Origin of the sequence: Ferruginibacter lapsinanis (assembly GCF_020783315.1) — a bacterium.
In the GTDB taxonomy this organism is placed as follows: Bacteria; Bacteroidota; Bacteroidia; order Chitinophagales; family Chitinophagaceae; genus Ferruginibacter; species Ferruginibacter lapsinanis.
The window spans coordinates 1,809,623-1,827,895 of record NZ_CP086063.1; the positions used below are offsets into that span (position 1 = coordinate 1,809,623).

Annotated in this window: 14 protein-coding genes; 13 read left to right on the plus strand and 1 reads right to left on the minus strand. The window is 37.2% G+C overall.

Translation table 11 applies throughout. The features are described from left to right. Nucleotides 1-193: 193 nt before the first annotated feature. From LK994_RS07830 to LK994_RS07865, 8 genes are all read left to right on the plus strand, one after another. Nucleotides 194-1,462: a dicarboxylate/amino acid:cation symporter gene (locus LK994_RS07830; protein WP_229759517.1), complete on the plus strand. Its 1,269-nt coding sequence runs from the start codon at nucleotides 194-196 to the stop codon at nucleotides 1,460-1,462. 23 nt (nucleotides 1,463-1,485) lie between these two features. Next, entirely contained in the window at nucleotides 1,486-2,181 is a 696-nt protein-coding gene (locus LK994_RS07835) for a DedA family protein (RefSeq protein ID WP_229759518.1), read from the plus strand. 9 nt (nucleotides 2,182-2,190) lie between these two features. Continuing rightward, nucleotides 2,191-3,414, plus strand: a complete 1,224-nt coding sequence (locus LK994_RS07840; protein WP_229759519.1) for an MFS transporter — start codon at nucleotides 2,191-2,193, stop codon at nucleotides 3,412-3,414. An 82-nt stretch (nucleotides 3,415-3,496) separates the two neighbouring features. Next, nucleotides 3,497-4,078, plus strand: a complete 582-nt coding sequence (locus LK994_RS07845; RefSeq protein WP_229759520.1) for a hypothetical protein — start codon at nucleotides 3,497-3,499, stop codon at nucleotides 4,076-4,078. A 117-nt stretch (nucleotides 4,079-4,195) separates the two neighbouring features. Next, nucleotides 4,196-6,289, plus strand: coding sequence for an ATP-dependent DNA helicase RecG (recG, locus tag LK994_RS07850; RefSeq protein ID WP_229762282.1), 2,094 nt, complete (start codon nucleotides 4,196-4,198; stop codon nucleotides 6,287-6,289). Between the two features lie 85 nt (nucleotides 6,290-6,374). Further along, entirely contained in the window at nucleotides 6,375-10,043 is a 3,669-nt protein-coding gene (locus LK994_RS07855; protein WP_229759521.1) for a DUF7948 domain-containing protein, read from the plus strand. Between the two features lie 103 nt (nucleotides 10,044-10,146). After that, nucleotides 10,147-11,178: a PorP/SprF family type IX secretion system membrane protein gene (locus LK994_RS07860; RefSeq protein WP_229759522.1), complete on the plus strand. Its 1,032-nt coding sequence runs from the start codon at nucleotides 10,147-10,149 to the stop codon at nucleotides 11,176-11,178. Nucleotides 11,179-11,183: 5 nt separating this feature from the next. Beyond that, nucleotides 11,184-11,807, plus strand: a complete 624-nt coding sequence (locus tag LK994_RS07865) for a hypothetical protein (protein WP_229759523.1) — start codon at nucleotides 11,184-11,186, stop codon at nucleotides 11,805-11,807. Here the strand turns inward: LK994_RS07865 and LK994_RS07870 are convergent. Continuing rightward, entirely contained in the window at nucleotides 11,804-12,343 is a 540-nt protein-coding gene (locus tag LK994_RS07870; protein WP_229759524.1) for an LOG family protein, read from the minus strand. The genes LK994_RS07865 and LK994_RS07870 overlap by 4 nt on opposite strands. A gap of 55 nt (nucleotides 12,344-12,398) precedes the next feature. Here LK994_RS07870 and LK994_RS07875 point away from each other — a divergent pair, with 55 nt between their 5' ends. The 5 genes from LK994_RS07875 (at nucleotide 12,399) to LK994_RS07895 (ending at nucleotide 18,186) form a co-directional block, all read left to right on the plus strand. Beyond that, nucleotides 12,399-13,871 (plus strand): sodium:solute symporter, encoded by a 1,473-nt coding sequence (locus LK994_RS07875; protein ID WP_229759525.1) that lies wholly within the window; start codon nucleotides 12,399-12,401, stop codon nucleotides 13,869-13,871. Nucleotides 13,872-13,983: 112 nt separating this feature from the next. Next, nucleotides 13,984-14,619, plus strand: coding sequence for an O-methyltransferase (locus LK994_RS07880; RefSeq protein WP_229759526.1), 636 nt, complete (start codon nucleotides 13,984-13,986; stop codon nucleotides 14,617-14,619). A gap of 20 nt (nucleotides 14,620-14,639) precedes the next feature. Continuing rightward, a complete protein-coding gene (locus LK994_RS07885) occupies nucleotides 14,640-15,809 on the plus strand; it encodes a glucosaminidase domain-containing protein (RefSeq protein ID WP_229759527.1) in 1,170 nt (389 codons plus the stop codon). A 12-nt stretch (nucleotides 15,810-15,821) separates the two neighbouring features. Next, nucleotides 15,822-16,364: a hypoxanthine phosphoribosyltransferase gene (hpt, locus tag LK994_RS07890; RefSeq protein ID WP_229759528.1), complete on the plus strand. Its 543-nt coding sequence runs from the start codon at nucleotides 15,822-15,824 to the stop codon at nucleotides 16,362-16,364. 67 nt (nucleotides 16,365-16,431) lie between these two features. Beyond that, nucleotides 16,432-18,186, plus strand: coding sequence for a vWA domain-containing protein (locus LK994_RS07895; RefSeq protein WP_229759529.1), 1,755 nt, complete (start codon nucleotides 16,432-16,434; stop codon nucleotides 18,184-18,186). The last annotated feature ends 87 nt before the right edge of the window (nucleotides 18,187-18,273 follow it).

An 18,273-nucleotide genomic window follows, 5' to 3' on the forward strand; every position in this document is an offset into this window, starting at 1 on the left:
TGTTTTAATGATCTGGAAAAATAAGCAATATATTTTTAATTTGAAAATTTGGAGATTTGGAGATTTGGAAATGATTGGTGCTATTAGATTACAAGAATGCTTCAAATCATCAAATCTCCAAATTATCAAATCTCCAAATTCCCAAATCATCAAATCTCCAAATCATCCTTATATTGCAACCTAATTAGCTTTTATGGAAATTATAAAGCCAACTGATTCTAAACCCAACCGCCTTACACTATATATTGTAATTGCGATGGTGTTGGGTATAGTGGCAGGTTATATCATTCATGAAAAAGCTTCTCCTGAGTTTGTAAAAGATTTTGCTCCCAAGATAAAATTACTGGCTACTATATTTTTGCGATTGGTGCAGATGATCATTGCGCCGTTGGTATTTGCTACGCTGGTGGTGGGTATTGCTAAACTCGGTGATCTTAAAACGGTGGGCAGAGTTGGAGGTAAAGCAATGATCTGGTTCATATCAGCTTCGCTGATCAGTTTGCTGCTGGGGTTGGTATTGGTTACTATTACAAAACCCGGAGTAGGTGTTAACCTGGCTAATGCCGATCTGGAAGGAGCAAAAGACCTGATGGGTAAGACCAAAGAATTTTCTTTAGATAAATTTGTTGAACATGTGGTGCCAAGGAGTGTGATAGAGGCCATGGCGAATAACGAGATATTACAGCTGGTTATTTTTTCTGTTTTCTTTGGGGTGGCATTAACAGCGATCGGTAAAAAAGGGGATGCGATCATTAATGCACTGGACTCATTAACACATGTGGTACTTAAAATGGTTGGCTATGTAATGAACCTGGCACCGGTTGGTGTGTTTGGTGCTATGACGGGAGTGATCGCTATTAAAGGCTTGGGTATTTTAAAAACCTATGCTTATTATATTGGTTCGTTCTATTTGGGATTGGCTGTGTTGTGGGGTGTTTTGTTATTTGTTGGGTGGCTGATCCTGAGAAGAAGATTAATAGTATTGATGCGTCGTATCTCAGATCCGATGGCCATTGCATTTAATACAGCCAGCAGCGAAGCAGTATTTCCGAAATTGGTGGAAGAGATGGAACGTTTTGGTTGCAACAATAAAATTGTTTCCTTTACATTGCCATTAGGCTATTCTTTTAATTTAGATGGCAGCATGATGTACATGACCTTTGCCAGTATGTTCATTGCACAGGCATATAATGTTACTGCTGTAACGGAACATGTAGGAACACAGATTGCGATGCTGCTGGTGTTTATGCTTACCAGTAAAGGTATTGCCGGTGTGCCCAGAGCGTCGCTGGTAGTAGTGTTGGCAACAGGTGGTATGTTTGGCATTCCTCCTGAAGGAATTGGTTTAGTTTTGGCGATCGATACTTTTTGTGATATGGGCAGAAGTATGACCAATGTATTAGGTAATGCATTGGCAACAGCTGCGGTTAGTAAATGGGAGGGTGCTTTAGAGCATTCATAAATTAATAATAACAACTACGTTTTATGATGGATTTTATTTTGTTGGCTTTTAACTGGCATCAATTATTGCAACCGCAATGGTATATTGAGAATGGCGGCTTGTGGTTATTGTTGTTCATCGTTTTTGCGGAAACGGGTTTGTTTGTTGGTTTCTTTTTGCCCGGAGATTCGCTGCTGTTTGTGGCGGGTATCTTAAGTACTTCTTTGGTGAATTCTGTTTCTTTAAATACCGGCAATGATTTTTTTAATTTACTGATCATTAGTGCGCTTTGTATCATAGCCGGAATTTTAGGAAATACGGTGGGATATATTTTTGGCAGAAAGATCGGTCCTGCGATGTATAACTGGCGAGACAGATTTTTGTTCAAGAAAAAATACCTGTACCAGGCACATGAGTTTTATGAAAAGCATGGCGGCGGTGCCATTGTAATGGCAAGGTTTTTACCTATTGTACGGACTTTTGCGCCGATCGTTGCCGGTATTGTAGGTATGGATAAAAAGAAATTCGGTTTCTTTAATGTCATCGGCTGCGTAGCATGGGTAGTAACGATGCTTTTTGCTGGCCATTACTTAAATACTTTTTGCAAAAGTCAATTTAATTTTGATCTGGAAAAACATTTAGAAGTAATTGTAATAGGTATAGTTGTAGTAACGACAGCTCCTGTTGCTTTTAAATTGTTTTTTGTAAAGAAAAAAAAACCTGATAATACTTCTGTATAATTTGTTGCAATGCAAAACAAGAATTCTTCGATCTTCAATATTGCCGTATTAGTAGCTGCACTTGGTTACTTTGTAGATATTTATGATCTGCTGGCATTTAGTATACTTCGTCAACCTAGCTTGGCTAGTTTCGGTTTGAGTGCCGATGAGATAGACAGCAAGGGTTTGTTTATTATTAATATTCAGATGATCGGTTTGCTTATCGGTGGAATCTTGTGGGGTGTGTTGGGAGATAAAAAAGGCAGATTGAGTGTGTTATTCGGTTCCATACTTTTATATTCTTTAGCAAATATTGCCAATGGTTTTGTACAAACGGTGCCGCAATATGCCTGGTGTCGTTTTATCGGAGGTGTTGGTTTGGCCGGAGAGTTAGGTGCAGGAATTACTTTAGTGGCAGAATTATTACCTAAAGATAAAAGAGGAGTTGGCACTTCACTGGTGGCCGGCATTGGGTTGAGTGGTGCAGTGCTGGCATTTGTTTTCAAGCAATTGTTCGATTGGCGTATCTGTTATTTTATTGGTGGAGGATTGGGGTTATTATTGTTGATCCTTCGTATATCTGTCGCCGAAAGTGGTATGTTCAATGAGGTAAAAAATACGTCGGTACAAAAAGGGAACTTCTTGATGCTGTTTACCAATAAAGAGCGGTTTAAAAAATATATGCTCTGCATTTTGATCGGGTTACCCACATGGTTTGTGATCGGGATTTTAGTAAGCTTCTCTAATAAATTTGCTGCTAATTTTAATATTAAAGATAAAATTGATAGTGGTAAGTCGGTGATGTATGCTTATGTTGCTATTTCTATTGGAGATATTTTAGTGGGCCTGCTGAGTCAGTATTTAAAAAGCAGAAAAAAAGCATTGTATATTTTCTATTCACTTTCTATTATAGCAATATTTATTTTCTTTACTCAATTGTATAATTCTACCGCAGCCAATTTGTATTGGGTATGTGCCATGCTTGGTTTTGCTACCGGCTTTTGGGCCATATTTGTTACCATGGCGGCAGAGCAATTTGGTACTAATCTGAGGGCTACCGTTGCTACTACTGTTCCTAATATGGTTAGAGGATCACTCGTTCTTACCACCATTCTTTTTACCGGTTTGCAAACCAGTATGAGTTATGTACAGGCAGGAATGGTGACCGGTGCTATCGTGATGACGATAGCGATCGTTGCAGCCATCTTTACTAAAGAAACATTTGGTAAGGATCTGAATTATGTTGAAGAATAAGACAATGTTAAGACTATTGTAAAATACCCTGCCATTGGGAAATAAGAATAATATTTGCATTGGTGAATCATAATCTTATTCAATGATGTACAAATACTTATTCGGTTTGTTTTTTCTTTTTATTTCTTCTGCAATTTCAGCCCAACAGATCTCGGTGGAAGTGAAGTACGTGCCGGCAGATCCTGCAGATAATTTACTTATACCATATAAGCCAGGCAAAAAACTAAGGTGGGCAGATTTCCAGGGGATACCTACCGATACGGCTAATACATCCGCCATCACTTCTTCCGGGCTGGGATATAAATTCAAACTGCATCGTACAGAAGAACTGGCGACATTTACGTTTACAGTTAATTGTACTTTCTCCAAACTTAAATCGTGGGTAGAGCCGGGGAGTACTAACGATTATGTATTAAATCATGAGCAACGACATTTTGATATCAGTTACATCAATACATTTTTGTTTATACAAAAATTAAGAACAACCACTTTTTCTTTAAACAATTATCGCAATGAAATCCAACAGATATATAATGATGTATCGTATGCGTTAAATAATATGCAGCGTAGTTATGATATCGAAACAAAGAATGGAATTGATAAAGAAAAACAGGCAGAGTGGAATAAAAAAATTGATAAAGAACTGGCTACTGTTGTTTTATAATAATATACCACAATAACCCTGTTATATAGTGTTATTTCTGCTGGTTAGAATGACGGCAATAGCTGCTTCAAATAAAATATCTTTGTAAAAAGAATTACTATCTCATCTTCTCAAAACATATTATTTAGTCCGATAGAGTATTTAAAGGGTGTGGGTCCTTTAAGGGGAGATATGCTTAAGAAAGAGCTGAACATCTTTACGTATAAAGACTTGTTGGAACATTATCCGTTAAGACATCTGGATAAAACAAAGGTAGACAAGATACGCTCAATCAATTTTAATGCAGACTATGTGCAGGTTGCCGGAAAGTTAATGCATTTTGATATTGTGGGAGAAAAGAGAAGCAAACGTTTGGTGGCGTATTTACAGGATGATACCGGCGAAATAGAACTGACATGGTTTCAGGGGATTAACTGGGTCACCAAAACCTTGCATACAGGACATCATTACCTGGTGTTTGGTAAGGTGGGCTCATTTATGGGTAAAATACAGATTGTGCATCCCGAGATAGAGCCTTACACAGAAGAAAAGGCAGGAGGGAAAAAATTCCTGGAGCCTATCTATCCATCTACAGAAAAATTAAAAGTGAGGGGACTGAATGGAAGAATGCTTGCGAAATTAACGTATGCGTTATTGCAACAATTATCTCCAAAAGACCTGCCCGAGAATCTGCCCGAAAGTATCATTAAACAATATCGTTTTATCAGTCGCTGGGAAGCCAATTGTCATATCCATTTTCCTGCAACAGAAGAAATGTATAAACATGCTGTACGCAGATTAAAATTTGAGGAACTGTTTTTTGCCCAGGTAAGATTAGGATTGATACGCAGTACCCGGCATCGTTTCAGTAAAGGATGGATCTTTGATAAAGTAGGTGATTTTTTCAATACTTTTTACAACGAATTTCTTCCTTTTGAATTGACCAATGCCCAGAAGAGGGTGCTGAAAGAAATACGAAAAGATGCAGGCAGCGGCAAACAAATGAACCGACTCTTACAGGGGGATGTGGGAAGTGGGAAAACCATTGTGGCTTTATTGAGTATGTTGATTGCGGCAGATAATAATTTTCAGAGTGTACTGATGGCGCCTACAGAAATTCTTGCTCAGCAGCACTTTAATGGAATTACAGCGGTGTTAGGAACAATGAATATTGAAGTGAGGTTATTGACAGGGTCTACTAAAACCAAAGAGCGTAAAGAAATACTGACAAAATGTGAAGATGGCTCTTTGCATATTTTAATTGGTACACATGCGGTGATAGAAGATAAAGTACAGTTTAAAAATCTTGGGTTTGCGGTGATAGATGAACAACATAAATTCGGAGTGGCACAAAGAGCTAAACTTTGGAAAAAGAATTCGCTACCCCCGCATATCCTGGTAATGACGGCAACGCCTATACCAAGAACACTTGCACTAACTGCCTACGGAGATCTGGATTACAGTGTAATTGATGAATTGCCGCCGGGCAGACAACCAATTAATACCATCCATCGTTTTGAAAGCAAGCGGCCGCAGGTAATGGATTTCTTGCGGCAGGAAATAGAAAAAGGAAGACAGGCGTATGTGGTGTATCCGTTAATTGAAGAATCTTCTAAAGTGGATTACGAAAACCTGATGAAAGGTTTTGAAGAAGTGAAGTCGTTTTTTCCTGAACCAAAATTCTGGATCAGTATGGTACACGGAAAACAACCGGCAGAACAAAAAGAAGTAAACATGAAACGTTTTGTTACAGGAGATACGAATATTATGGTGAGTACTACCGTAATTGAGGTGGGAGTAAATGTTCCGAATGCATCTGTAATGGTAATTGAAAGTGCAGAAAAATTTGGTTTATCGCAACTGCATCAGCTTCGTGGACGGGTAGGAAGAGGGGCTGAGAAAAGTTTTTGCATTTTATTAACAGGCAACAAATTGTCTGCAGAAGCGAAAGAAAGATTGAAAATACTTTGCGCTACTAATGATGGTTTTGCTGTTGCTGAGAAGGATCTGGAGATACGGGGGCCGGGAGATATAGAAGGGACAAGGCAAAGCGGTGATTTAAACTTTAAGATAGCGAATATAGTCCAAGACCGAATTATGCTGGAAGCAGCTAAAGAGGCAGCCAATGTGATCGTTGAAAATGACCCTGAATTTACAATGGCTGAAAATTTGCCTGTAAAGGAATATTTGCAATGGCAAAAGGGTAAAACAATCTGGAGTAAAATATCGTAAATTGAAGAGCTTTATCCGGGTTTAAATGAATGAGAACATTCCGGTAGTATGTTTTGTTAAGATAATTTGAGCCGTTAAAATATTTATGTTGAGAAAAATATCCATATCTGTATTGCTGATCGCTTCAATTTTTTTTGTGGTTACATCTGCTCATGCTCAACTTTCGTTCATAGAAAATAAAGGTCAGTGGAATAGCAGAATAAACTTTAAATCCGACATACAGTCGGGTGCTTTTTTTCTTGAAAAGAATGGTTTTACTGTTTCGCTGCATCATCCTGATGATCTGCAAAAATTCTCCGAGCAGATACATGGTCATAGCCATAACAAAAGTAAAATTGACAACAGAAGCGACAAAGAAAGTGATAAAGAAGAAGTGGTAAAAATGGATCAACCCATTACCATTCGTTCACATGCATATAAAGTCAATTTTGTTGGTGCTTCCAATAATGTTCAGGTACTGCCTGAAAAAATATTACCTACTTATAACAATTACTTTATCGGGAATGATAAAAGTAAATGGCAGGGAGATTGCAAAATTTACCAGGCAGTATTGTATAAGAATATCTATCCTAATATTGATGTACGCTATTATACAGATGGCACAACGTTAAAATATGATATCATTGTTAATCCGGGTGGCCGGATTAATGATATTGTTATGCAATATGAAGGAGCAGATCAACTTAGTATTAAAAATGAAGAATTGTTGGTGCAGACATCGGTGGGAGAAATAAAGGAATTATATCCTTATACTTATCAATTACATAATAACGAAAAGCAGGTACTGAAGTGCAGCTATCAATTAAAGAAAAATCGTATCAAATTTAAAGTGAGAGATTATTCTCCTGATGCAACTATTGTCATCGATCCTACATTAATTTTCAGCACATTCACCGGAAGCACTGCTGATAATTGGGGGTATACTGCAACCCCTGGGCCCGATGGGACTATGTTTGCTGCTGGTATTGCTTTTGATTTTGGTTTTCCTGTTTCTCCGGGAGCTTATCAAATGAACTTTAAATATGGTGTAGATGAAGATGGCAATGGACCGTATGATATTGCGATCATTAAGTTGTCTTCTAATGGCGCTAACAGATTATATGGCACTTATCTGGGAGGTGACGGTAATGAACAGCCGCATAGTATGATATGTGATGCCCAAGGTAATTTGGTTGTAGCCGGTCGATCCAATTCTAACGGCAGGGTGCCATACCCTACAACTATTCCTTTTATTGGAACCCAGGGAGGGTATGATATAGTAGTGTCTAAATTTAATGCGACAGGAACATTATTGACAGGGTCAATAAGAATTGGCGGAAGAGGAGACGATGGCGTGAATATAAAACCTAAATATGTTTCATTGGCGGGGATCACTCCTAATGGTCAGACTGATGGCGCATTTGAAACACGTAGAAATTATGGTGATGATGCCCGTTCTGAAGTAATACTGAATGCTAGTGGTGATATATTATTAGTGTCATGTACACAGTCGCCCGATTTTCCCATAGTTGGTTCAGCTTTTCAAAATACTTTTGGAGGTGGACGACAAGATGGTTTATTCTTAAAATTTACATCAGAATTAACGGCACTACAATCCAGTTCTTTCTTTGGTGGTAGTGGAAGTGATGCTTGTTTTGTTTTATCTGCTAATCCGTTAAATGGGGATATCTATGTAGGAGGGGCTACAACCAGTAATAATTTACCTGGTGATAAAACAAGTGTGATTGCAGGGAATTATCAGGGAGGTGCAACCGATGGTTTTGTGTTTCGATTAAATCCTGCCGGCAATTCGCTTATTAAAACAACTTATCTGGGCACTAACGGTAATGATATGCTCTACGGAGTTCAATTTGATAAATTCGGGTTTCCATATATCATGGGTACCACTACCGGAAACTGGCCTGTTAAGAATGCATTATTTAGCAGCAACGGAGGTAAGCAATTTATCAGTAAGCTGGAACCCGATCTTTCGGCATTTGTTTATTCTACTGTTTTTGGAACCAATGTACCTGTTCCCAATATTTCACCTATTGCTTTTTTAGTAGATCGGTGTCAGAATGTATATGTGTCTGGTTGGGGCGGGGGTATCAGTAATAGTAAACTATATCCTTCTGCAGGAACAAGAGGTTTACCCATTACTCCGGATGCAATTAAGTCAACTACAGATGGAGATGATTTTTATTTCTTTGTATTGGAAAAAAATGCCAATAGCCAGTTGTTCGGAAGTTTCTTCGGGCAAACGGGCGGAGAACTTGGCGACCACGTAGATGGAGGTACAAGCAGGTTTGATGCTAACGGAATTATTTACCAGGCATTGTGTGCAAACTGTGGCGGTCCGAGAAACCTGGGTTTTTTCCCAACGTCTCCAGGGGCATGGGCAAGAACAAATGGTTCTGGAAGTTGTAATGAAGCCGCGGTAAAAATTGAAATGAATTTTTCGGGTATTGCGTCTTCTGTACAGGTGTCAATAGATGGTGTGCCGAATGATACTGCCGGTTGTGCACCACTTACCATAACATTTACAGATACCATTGCTAAAGCAAAAAAATATATCTGGAATTTTGGCGATGGGTCTGCAAACGTAACAACTACGGTTGCTACAGTAGATCATTTATATATGGCATCTGGATATTATAATATCATGCTGGTAGGTATTGATTCTTCTAAATGTAATATTGCTGATACAGCTTATGCAAGAGTTAAAGTAGGAACCAATGAGGTTTTTCCTTCTTTCACTGCTACTAAATTGACGCCTTGTACTAATTTAAGTTTTGAGTTCACCAATACAACTACTTCTATTTTTGGAGGAGAAAGAACTGTCAAATATATCTGGGATTATGGTGATGGTAGTAAATTGGATACAGTAGCATACAGCCCAAATACTACACATACCTATGCGTCGGTTGGAACATATGATGTGAAATTGTCTGTAATAGATTCTATCTTTTGTAATACACCACAAAGTTTTTCAAAGACCATTCGATTGGCAAGTATTGTAAAAGCTGATTTTAGTACCCCGGCAAAAGGATGTGCTCCATATACTGCTCAATTTGTAAATAAGTCTTTGGGAGGCACTGATTTTATCTGGGATTTCGGTGATGGAAGCCCTGTATCTACAGACGTAACACCAACACATTTATATACCAGGGCAGGTAATTTCACCGTTCGCTTAATTGCCATTGATCTATTTACCTGCAATCAACGAGATACCATGACAGTTGATATTGAAATATTCAGTATGCCAACAGCGAATTTTAGTTTTACTCCTGTAACGGCGAAGGTAAATACCCCCACACAATTTATTAACTCCTCATTGAATGCTGTTAGTTATTTATGGAATTTTGGTGATGGGGATAGCTCGATAACAGCTAATCCTCTACATCAGTTTAATGCAACAGATACATTTAATGTTTGTTTAATGGCTAAAAACGAAGCCGGTTGTATAGATACACTTTGTCAGGCTGTGGAAGCAATTGTAGAGCCATTGATCGATGTGCCAAATGCATTTACCCCTAACAGTAATGATATCAATAGTGTGATAAGAGTGGCAGGGTTTGGTGTTGTTAAGATGACCTGGAATATATACAATCGTTGGGGGCAATTATTGTTTACATCAACAAGTCCGAAGATAGGTTGGAATGGAGAGTATAAAAATAAGCCGCAGCCTATGGATGTATATGTATATACATTAGAAGCGGTTTTATCTGATGGGAAAAAAGTAAAGAAAACAGGGGATATATCTTTGTTAAGATAGATCTATTTACGAATTATGATTTTGGATGTACGATTTTAAAAGAGATATTTAGATTGAGATGTTTAACGATAGACAAAAATATTATACTGTAAAATTAATTAACATGCCGTTTCTTTTGAAACGATTGCTACTAATTAGTATTGCTTATTGTCTATTGCCTGTTGCTTTTGCTCAGGATCTGCATTTTTCTCAATTTTTTAATACGCCTTTAACTACTAACCCGGCTAATACAGGATTCATTCCAGATGCCGATTACAGGATTGGCGCCCATTATAGAAGTCAATGGTCATCTATATTGACTGCTCCCTATAAAACGACCAGTATTTATGGAGATGCACAGATATTAAGGAATAAATTTGAGAACGGATGGATGGGAGTTGGTGGTGTGGTATTAAGTGACATTGCCGGAACAGGAAGTTTAAGATCTACAAAAGTATATGGATCGGTTGCTTATCACCAGATGTTGGGAGATGCCAGTTTACTGAGTGCAGGATTTAACCTGGGGTGGGTTAACAAACGGATAGATCTTAGTAAGCTCACTTTTCCGAGCCAGTTCAATGGTAAGTTTTTTGATGGTTCCATTACTGCTAACTATCCAAATTTTGTAGCTACTAATGTTAGTTATTTTGACATGCAGGCAGGGTTGAATTATGCATATTTCCCTGATGAAAATACATACATCAATGCCGGCTATTCTATACATCATGTAAACAGGCCAACAGAAACCTTTTTTTCATCCAATGGCGATAGCAGCAGAATTGCTATGCGTCATATTGGTTTTGTCAATGCTATCTTAAAACCAAATGACAGGGTGATCATTAATCCTAATGCCTATTATACTATGCAGGCAAAAGCGTCAGAACTGGTGGTAGGGTTGAATGCCAATTATAATTTATCTGAAGCGGGAGAAAAACAACTGATAGCAGGAGTGTATTATCGTGTAGGCGATGCTGTTATTCCGATGGTAGGCTTCGAAATAAAAAACATTCGTTTTACCTTTAGTTATGATGCGACAACCTCTGCATTGAAAAATTTCAATAATTTGCAGGGTGCATCAGAATTCAATGTAACCAAGAAAGGTTTTTATAGTGAATATAACGGTGATACCCGTAAAGTTTTATGCCCTAAATTTTAATAGCAATGAATAGAAGATCAATTTTAGTACTGTCATTATTATGTGTAATATCTTTTGCTCAGGCACAGGATGAAGAAAAATCAGCAGAGTCAACGAAAGGATTTAAGAAAGAAAATTTCTTTACCGGAGGAAACATCGGATTGGGATTTGGCTCTGGAACCACATCCTTTGGTATTAGTCCACATTTTGGGTATAGCATCAATAAATGGATTGATGTAGCCGTTTCTGTGAATTATAATTATATCTCTCAAAGAGATTATTATGAAGTGAATGATAAATTAAGACAAACCACCATTGGTCCAGGTGCATTTGTTAGGCTTTTTCCGGTAAAATTTTTATTTGCGCAGGCGCAATATGAGCATAATTTTATCAGGCAAAAATATATTCCCGCTACTGGGAGTTATATCTCACCTGCAGTTTACAAAGTTGAATCCAATAGTTTGCTGATCGGTGCCGGCTACACAAGTGGCAGATCTGTGGGTAATAATAGTTATTATTATTTTTCACTCATGTTTGATGTGCTTAAAGATCCCTATTCGCCTTACCTGGATACTTATGGCAGAGTATTGCCTGTAGTAAGAGCCGGATATAACATTGCATTGTTTCAGGGAAGAAATAAAAAATATTAATTTAAAAACCTTACCAGTTCCGCCGGTTCATTTAGAATGGTCATCCTGCTTTCGAGGGATTCATACAAGAAACCATCTGCAAAGAGTTTTTGCATGTGTGCAATCAGGTGTGTGTAAAATCCATCTGTGTTCAAAATAAAAATATGTTTGTTGTGGATACTGAGTTGGTTCCAGGTAAGAATTTCAAATAATTCATCCAAAGTACCAAAGCCGCCTGCTAATACTACCGCAGCGTCACATTTTTCATAGATCATTTTTTTTCTGGTGTGCATATTATCTACAATGATCAATTCGGTGATGCCATCGTGTTGATGTTCCCATTGAGCTAATATCTCCGGCATGATCCCTGTTACCTTACCTTCTTTTTGTAAAACAGCATTTGCAATAGAAGCCATCAAACCTTTGTTGCCACCGCCATATATAAGTTGGATACTTTTTTCGGCCAATAACAAACCCAGCTGTTCTGCATGTTGTGTGTATAAGGGGTTAGCGCCCGCTTTGCTGCCACAAAAAACAGCGATTGATTTTATTTGCATATTTTACCTATCTTGAATTTTAAAGCAAGCTAATTCTTAATTTTTAATTTAATCCATGTCGCCATTTATTTTATTTTCTTTTGTAATTGGTTATTTTCTGATACTTCTTACAGTTGCTTACTTTACCTCCAAAGGCAGTAATAATGATTCTTTTTTTATCGGTAATCGAAACAGTAACTGGATGCTGGTAGCATTTGGAATGATCGGTACAAGTTTAAGTGGAGTAACTTTTGTAAGTGTGCCCGGAGCTGTTGGAAAGCCAATGGGTATGGGAGTTGAGGGCTTTGCTTATTTTCAGATAGTGATTGGATATTTAATAGGGTATGCCATCATAGCCTATGTTTTATTACCGTTGTATTACCGGATGAACCTTACTTCGATCTATAATTATTTACAAAATCGATTGGGTTTTACCTCTTACAAAACAGGCGCATCATTTTTTATTTTATCCCGTACATTGGGTGCCACAGCCAGATTGTACCTGGTAGTGAGGATCTTGCAGGATAGTATTTTTGCCAATCTAGGTGAAGGATTTCATATGCCATTTTGGTTTACCACACTCATTATTTTATTGATGATATTGCTATACACTTTTAAAGGCGGTGTAAAAACGATTGTGTATACCGATACATTGCAAACTACCTGTATGTTAGTGGGGTTGGTGGTTTGTATTGTTTACATACTACATTCTCTGGATTTGAGTTTTGGTACAGCAATGTCCTCATTATCTGAGAAGGGATACAGTAATATATTTGTTACTGATCCTAATAATAAGTTGTTTATACTGAAACAAATTATTGCGGGAGCTTTTATTACTGTTACGATGACAGGGCTTGATCAGGAAATGATGCAAAAAAACATCAGTGTAAGAACTCTCAAAGATTCTCAAAAGAATATGATCACGTTTTCAGGTATACTGATCGTTGTGAATTTTTTATTTTTGTTGTTAGGCGGCTTGCTTTATTTGTATGCAGCTAAAAATGGCGTTACAGAAACAGGGGATAAGTTATTTCCTGCAACGGCCATCATGCATATGCCTCCTTATATCTCTATCATCTTTGTCATTGCATTGATCTCTGCCTTGTTTCCAAGTGCTGATGGAGCCATCACAGCACTTACATCATCTTTTTGTATAGATATTTTAGGGCTGCATCGTAGTAGTCATTTGTCAGAGAGTCAGCAAAAAAAAACAAGGCAGATTGTTCATCTGACTTTTGCTGCAGTTTTTTTATTGTTTGTGATGATCTTTAAATGGATAGATAGTTCCAGCATGATAGGTGTAATATTAAAAGTAGCCGGTTATACCTATGGTCCATTGTTGGGTTTGTTTGCCTTTGGTATTCTTACTAAACGAACAGTGAATGACCCTGTGGTTCCCGTGGTTGCTGTAATTGCGCCGATCATTTGTTTTTTTATTGATAAGTATCAGGCAGATATGTTTGGAGGATTCCAGATAGGGTTAGAGTTGCTGGTAATAAATGGTCTGCTTACATTTATCGGCTTGTTAATTATCTCTAAAAAAGCATAAAAAAATTAAAATAGTTGTACTTTTATACTGTTAGTGGGTGCCATTTCTCATGCGGCAAAATATGAGAAATGGCATTTTATATTTATAATAAAAACTGAAAATTGGATAGTTGATGGCAATTGAGCTAGTAAATACTGCCGCGGAAAAATATGCAGATGCATACACTACTGCTGATGAAGTATTGTTGGAAACGGTGGCAGAAAAAACCGTACAAACACACCCGCTGGCGCATATGCTTAGTGGTCATGTGCAGGGGCAGTTTTTGTCAATGCTTAGTGCATTATTAAAGCCCACCAGGATTTTAGAGGTTGGAACTTTTACGGGATATAGTGCTTTATGTTTAGCCAAAGGCCTGACAGACAATGGAATATTACATACAATTGATATCAGGGACGAAGGTGCAAATTTGTTTTTTCAACAGTCTGTTTATAAAGATAAAATTAAAACGCATATTGGTGATGCAAATACAATTATACCTTTGCTAAAAGAAACCTGGGATATTGTATTTATCGATGCAGATAAAACAGGGTATATTGGCTATTACGAGTTAATTTTGCCATCGGTAAAGAAAAATGGTCTTATAATTGTTGATAATGTTTTGTTTCATGGGGAAGTTTTGAAAGATACTATTTCAGGAAAAAATGCCAAAGCTATTCAGGCATTTAACGAGTTAGTAAAAAATGATGAAAGAGTAGAGCAGGTATTATTAACAGTTAGAGATGGTTTACTCTTGTTAAGAAAAATATAATTTATTATTAAATATTTGAAATGAAAAGATCAGTTCTGATAGGAATTATTTTATTAATCAATACAGCGTTGTTTTCTCAGACAATCACTCCTGAGCAATATATAGCATTGTATAAAGACATTGCCATCAGAGAAATGAAGAGGATGGGAGTGCCTGCAGCGATCACACTTGCACAGGGAATTCTTGAAACAGAAAGCGGTAATAGTGCATTGGTAAAAAAATCAAATAATCACTTTGGGATTAAATGTAAAACAACATGGACGGCAAGTGGTGTTAGCCATGATGACGATGCTCCGGGTGAATGTTTCAGAGTGTATAAAACGGCTGAAGATTCTTACCGTGATCACAGTAATTTTTTAAGGGCTGGAGAACGTTATGCATTCTTATTCAGATTAAATCCACTGGATTATAAACAATGGGCAGAAGGATTGAAAAAAGCGGGCTATGCTACCAATCCAAATTATCCTAAGATACTGATCAAGCATATTGAACAATATAATCTGCAACAATATTCTTTAGCAGCTGTTGATGAAGTGCCTAAATTTAATTCAGAAGATTTTACCGATGATAAGGAACCGCCTGCAGCTGCTGTTGTGGATGAAGAAAGAGTTGTTACAGCTGTTGCAACACCTGCAGAGAATACAGAGAAAACAACATTGGATTTGAAAAATGCTACTACTGTTATCAATGGCAGTAAATGTGTATTTGCAAAAAAAGGAACATCTTTATTGGTGATAGCTTCAAAAAATAATATCAACCTTAGTAAATTACTTGAATATAATGACCTGGGTGAAGATGGGTTATTATCCAAAGATCAGATCATTTTTTTACAGCATAAAAAAAGTGTAGGAAATAAAGACTTTTATATATCACAGGATGGAGAGACCTTATATGATGTAGCTCAAAATAATGGGATCACTTACCAAGCATTATTGACATACAATAATTTAAAAGAAGACACTAAGCTTTACCCGGGTACAAAGCTTTTCTTGAAGTCGATCAAAACAAATGATCAAACGAATAAAATAGTTAAACCTTCAAGTGCTCCCAAATATTATGAAGTGCAGCCTAAGGAGGGTTTATATTCTATTGCAAAAAAGAATGGAGTAAAAGTTCAGCAGTTGATGGAATGGAATAATTTAACTACGGATTCTTTGAAAATAGGTCAGCAACTAATTGTTTCACAATAGTAATTAATATTAATGCCAGTTATACAAGTACATGATAAAAAATTCGGACCATTTATAGGTGCAGAAAAAATAAGTCAACAGATAAAAAGAGTAGCAGCAGAGATCAATCGTGATTATGCAGGGAAAAAGCCTTTGTTTATTGCTATACTCAACGGGTCGTTTATGTATGCATCTGATCTGTTTAAAGAAATTACTATTGAAGCTGAGATTTGTTTCATTAAACTGGCGTCATATAAAGGCACTAAATCTACCGGTAATGTAATAACTTCCATTGGGTTAGATGAGCCGTTAAAAGACAGGCATGTGATCATTGTAGAAGATATCGTAGATACCGGCAATACTTTGTCTAAATTTTTACCACAATTATATAATCAACAACCTGCATCATTAAAGATTTCTGCATTATTACAAAAGCCGGATGCTTTGGAGCACCCTGATCTGATCGTTGATTATCTGGGGTTTAGTGTTGAAAATATTTTTTTATTGGGTTTTGGACTGGATTATGACGGATTAGGGCGTAATATCCCTGAAATATATCAGTTAATAGAAGATTAGGCAATAAAAAGACAGTCATTTACGTATATATCATACAAATTTTTTAACTTTCGGATATTTTATCCCGTTGAAAAGAACAATCCTATATATTCTTGCCATCTTTTTTGCAAATTCTTTGTCGGCGCAATACTATTTACGAGGCGAAATAAAAGATAAATCGGGGCAACCAATTCAGAATGTAAAAATGATTTTACGTTCAACCCACCTGACATACTATGCAGGTAACTCCGGAGGCTTCGGCATCAGCACAGATTTTTTATACGATTCTTTAACAGTGATCCACGAAGGGTATGAAACTCAAACCGTTGGGATCAAGTCTGATGTCTATCAGGAGATTGTAATGAAAAAACTGAATGCGAACGATAATAAAAATCGGCAAAAATTAATTTCCATTACCAAAGATTTTAACCAAACATCAAAGTACAAGTGGTTCTTTGGAGATGAATCTTATTTTTCCTTAGTGGAAAATGCTGTTGTTGATGCAGAAAAATACCCAAATACAGGATTTTCATTAAATATAAATAAAGCTTCATACAGCAATATCAGGCGTTTCATCAATATGAAAAGTTCTGTTCCTCCTGATGCAGTTAGGGTAGAGGAATTGTTGAATTATTTTAATTTACACTATGTAGAGCCGGAAAAAGATCAGGTATTTCGAGTGGAGTCTCAGATAAGTGAATGCCCATGGAATATAAAGAATAACCTGCTTTATCTGAATATAAGTGCCCGTAAAATTAACATGGACAAAGTGCCTCCCAGTAACCTGGTATTTTTGATAGATGCGTCAGGTAGTATGGATATGCCGAATAGATTACCATTGGTAAAGGCGGCCTTTCAAATGTTAGTGAAAAATTTGCGGACAATTGATACTGTCTCTATTGTAAAATATGGTGGGCCTGTGCAGGTATGGTTACAACCAACCAGCGGAGGTCAAAAGGAGAAGATCATTCAATCAATTGAAGAGTTGACAGCAGATGGGGATACACCCGGTGAATCTGCTATCAGGCTGGCATATAGAATAGCGAAAAGCACTTTTATCAAAGGAGGGACCAATAGAGTGATATTGGCTACAGACGGAGATTTTAATGTGGGTGAAACAACAGAAGAAGCATTGGAGGATCTGATTGTAAAGGAACGACAATCTGGATTGTATCTTACCTGTTTAGGTGTGGGGATGGGAAATTTTAAAGATTCCAAATTAGAAACTCTCGCCAAAAAAGGAAATGGGAATTATGCTTATCTGGATGATATTCAGGAGGCGGAAAAAGTATTGGTAAAAGAAGTAACACAAACATTTTATACGGTTGCAGATAATGTTTTTTTAAATGTACAATTCAATCCTGCATTAGTGAGTGAATATCGTTTGATCGGATTCGATAACAAACGTGATGCGGTAGCGGATAGTACAGGAGAACTGGAAGGAGGGGAGATTGGCAGTGGTAACAGTGTGATGGCAATCTTTGAATATAAGTCAGCGATCAATAAGATCAATGAATTCCCTACATCCGGTGCGGTGGCACAGGTGGTGTTAAGTTATAATACTTCTCCGGATAAGACCCGTAAAGAAGTAAGGTTTGATTGCAGGCAGAACTATCTTCCATTTAACAGTATAGACAAGGAATTACAATTCGGTACTGCACTAGCTATGTTCGGGATGAAGCTTCGTCAATCGAAAAATTTAGGTATTGCCGATTGGAATGATATTGAATCTATTGCAACAACATCTGCTAATCCGGAAAATTATCTGCAAAGGGATTTTATAAAGTTGCTGAAAGAAGCAAGAAAATTTTATACGAAGAAAAGGAAGAAGGGGTATGATTGATTTGTTATCCGAATAAGATAAAAAAGAAATAATGCTTTGAAAACAATTGTGTTTGCTGATAGTTAGATACTACCCAAGTATATAAAT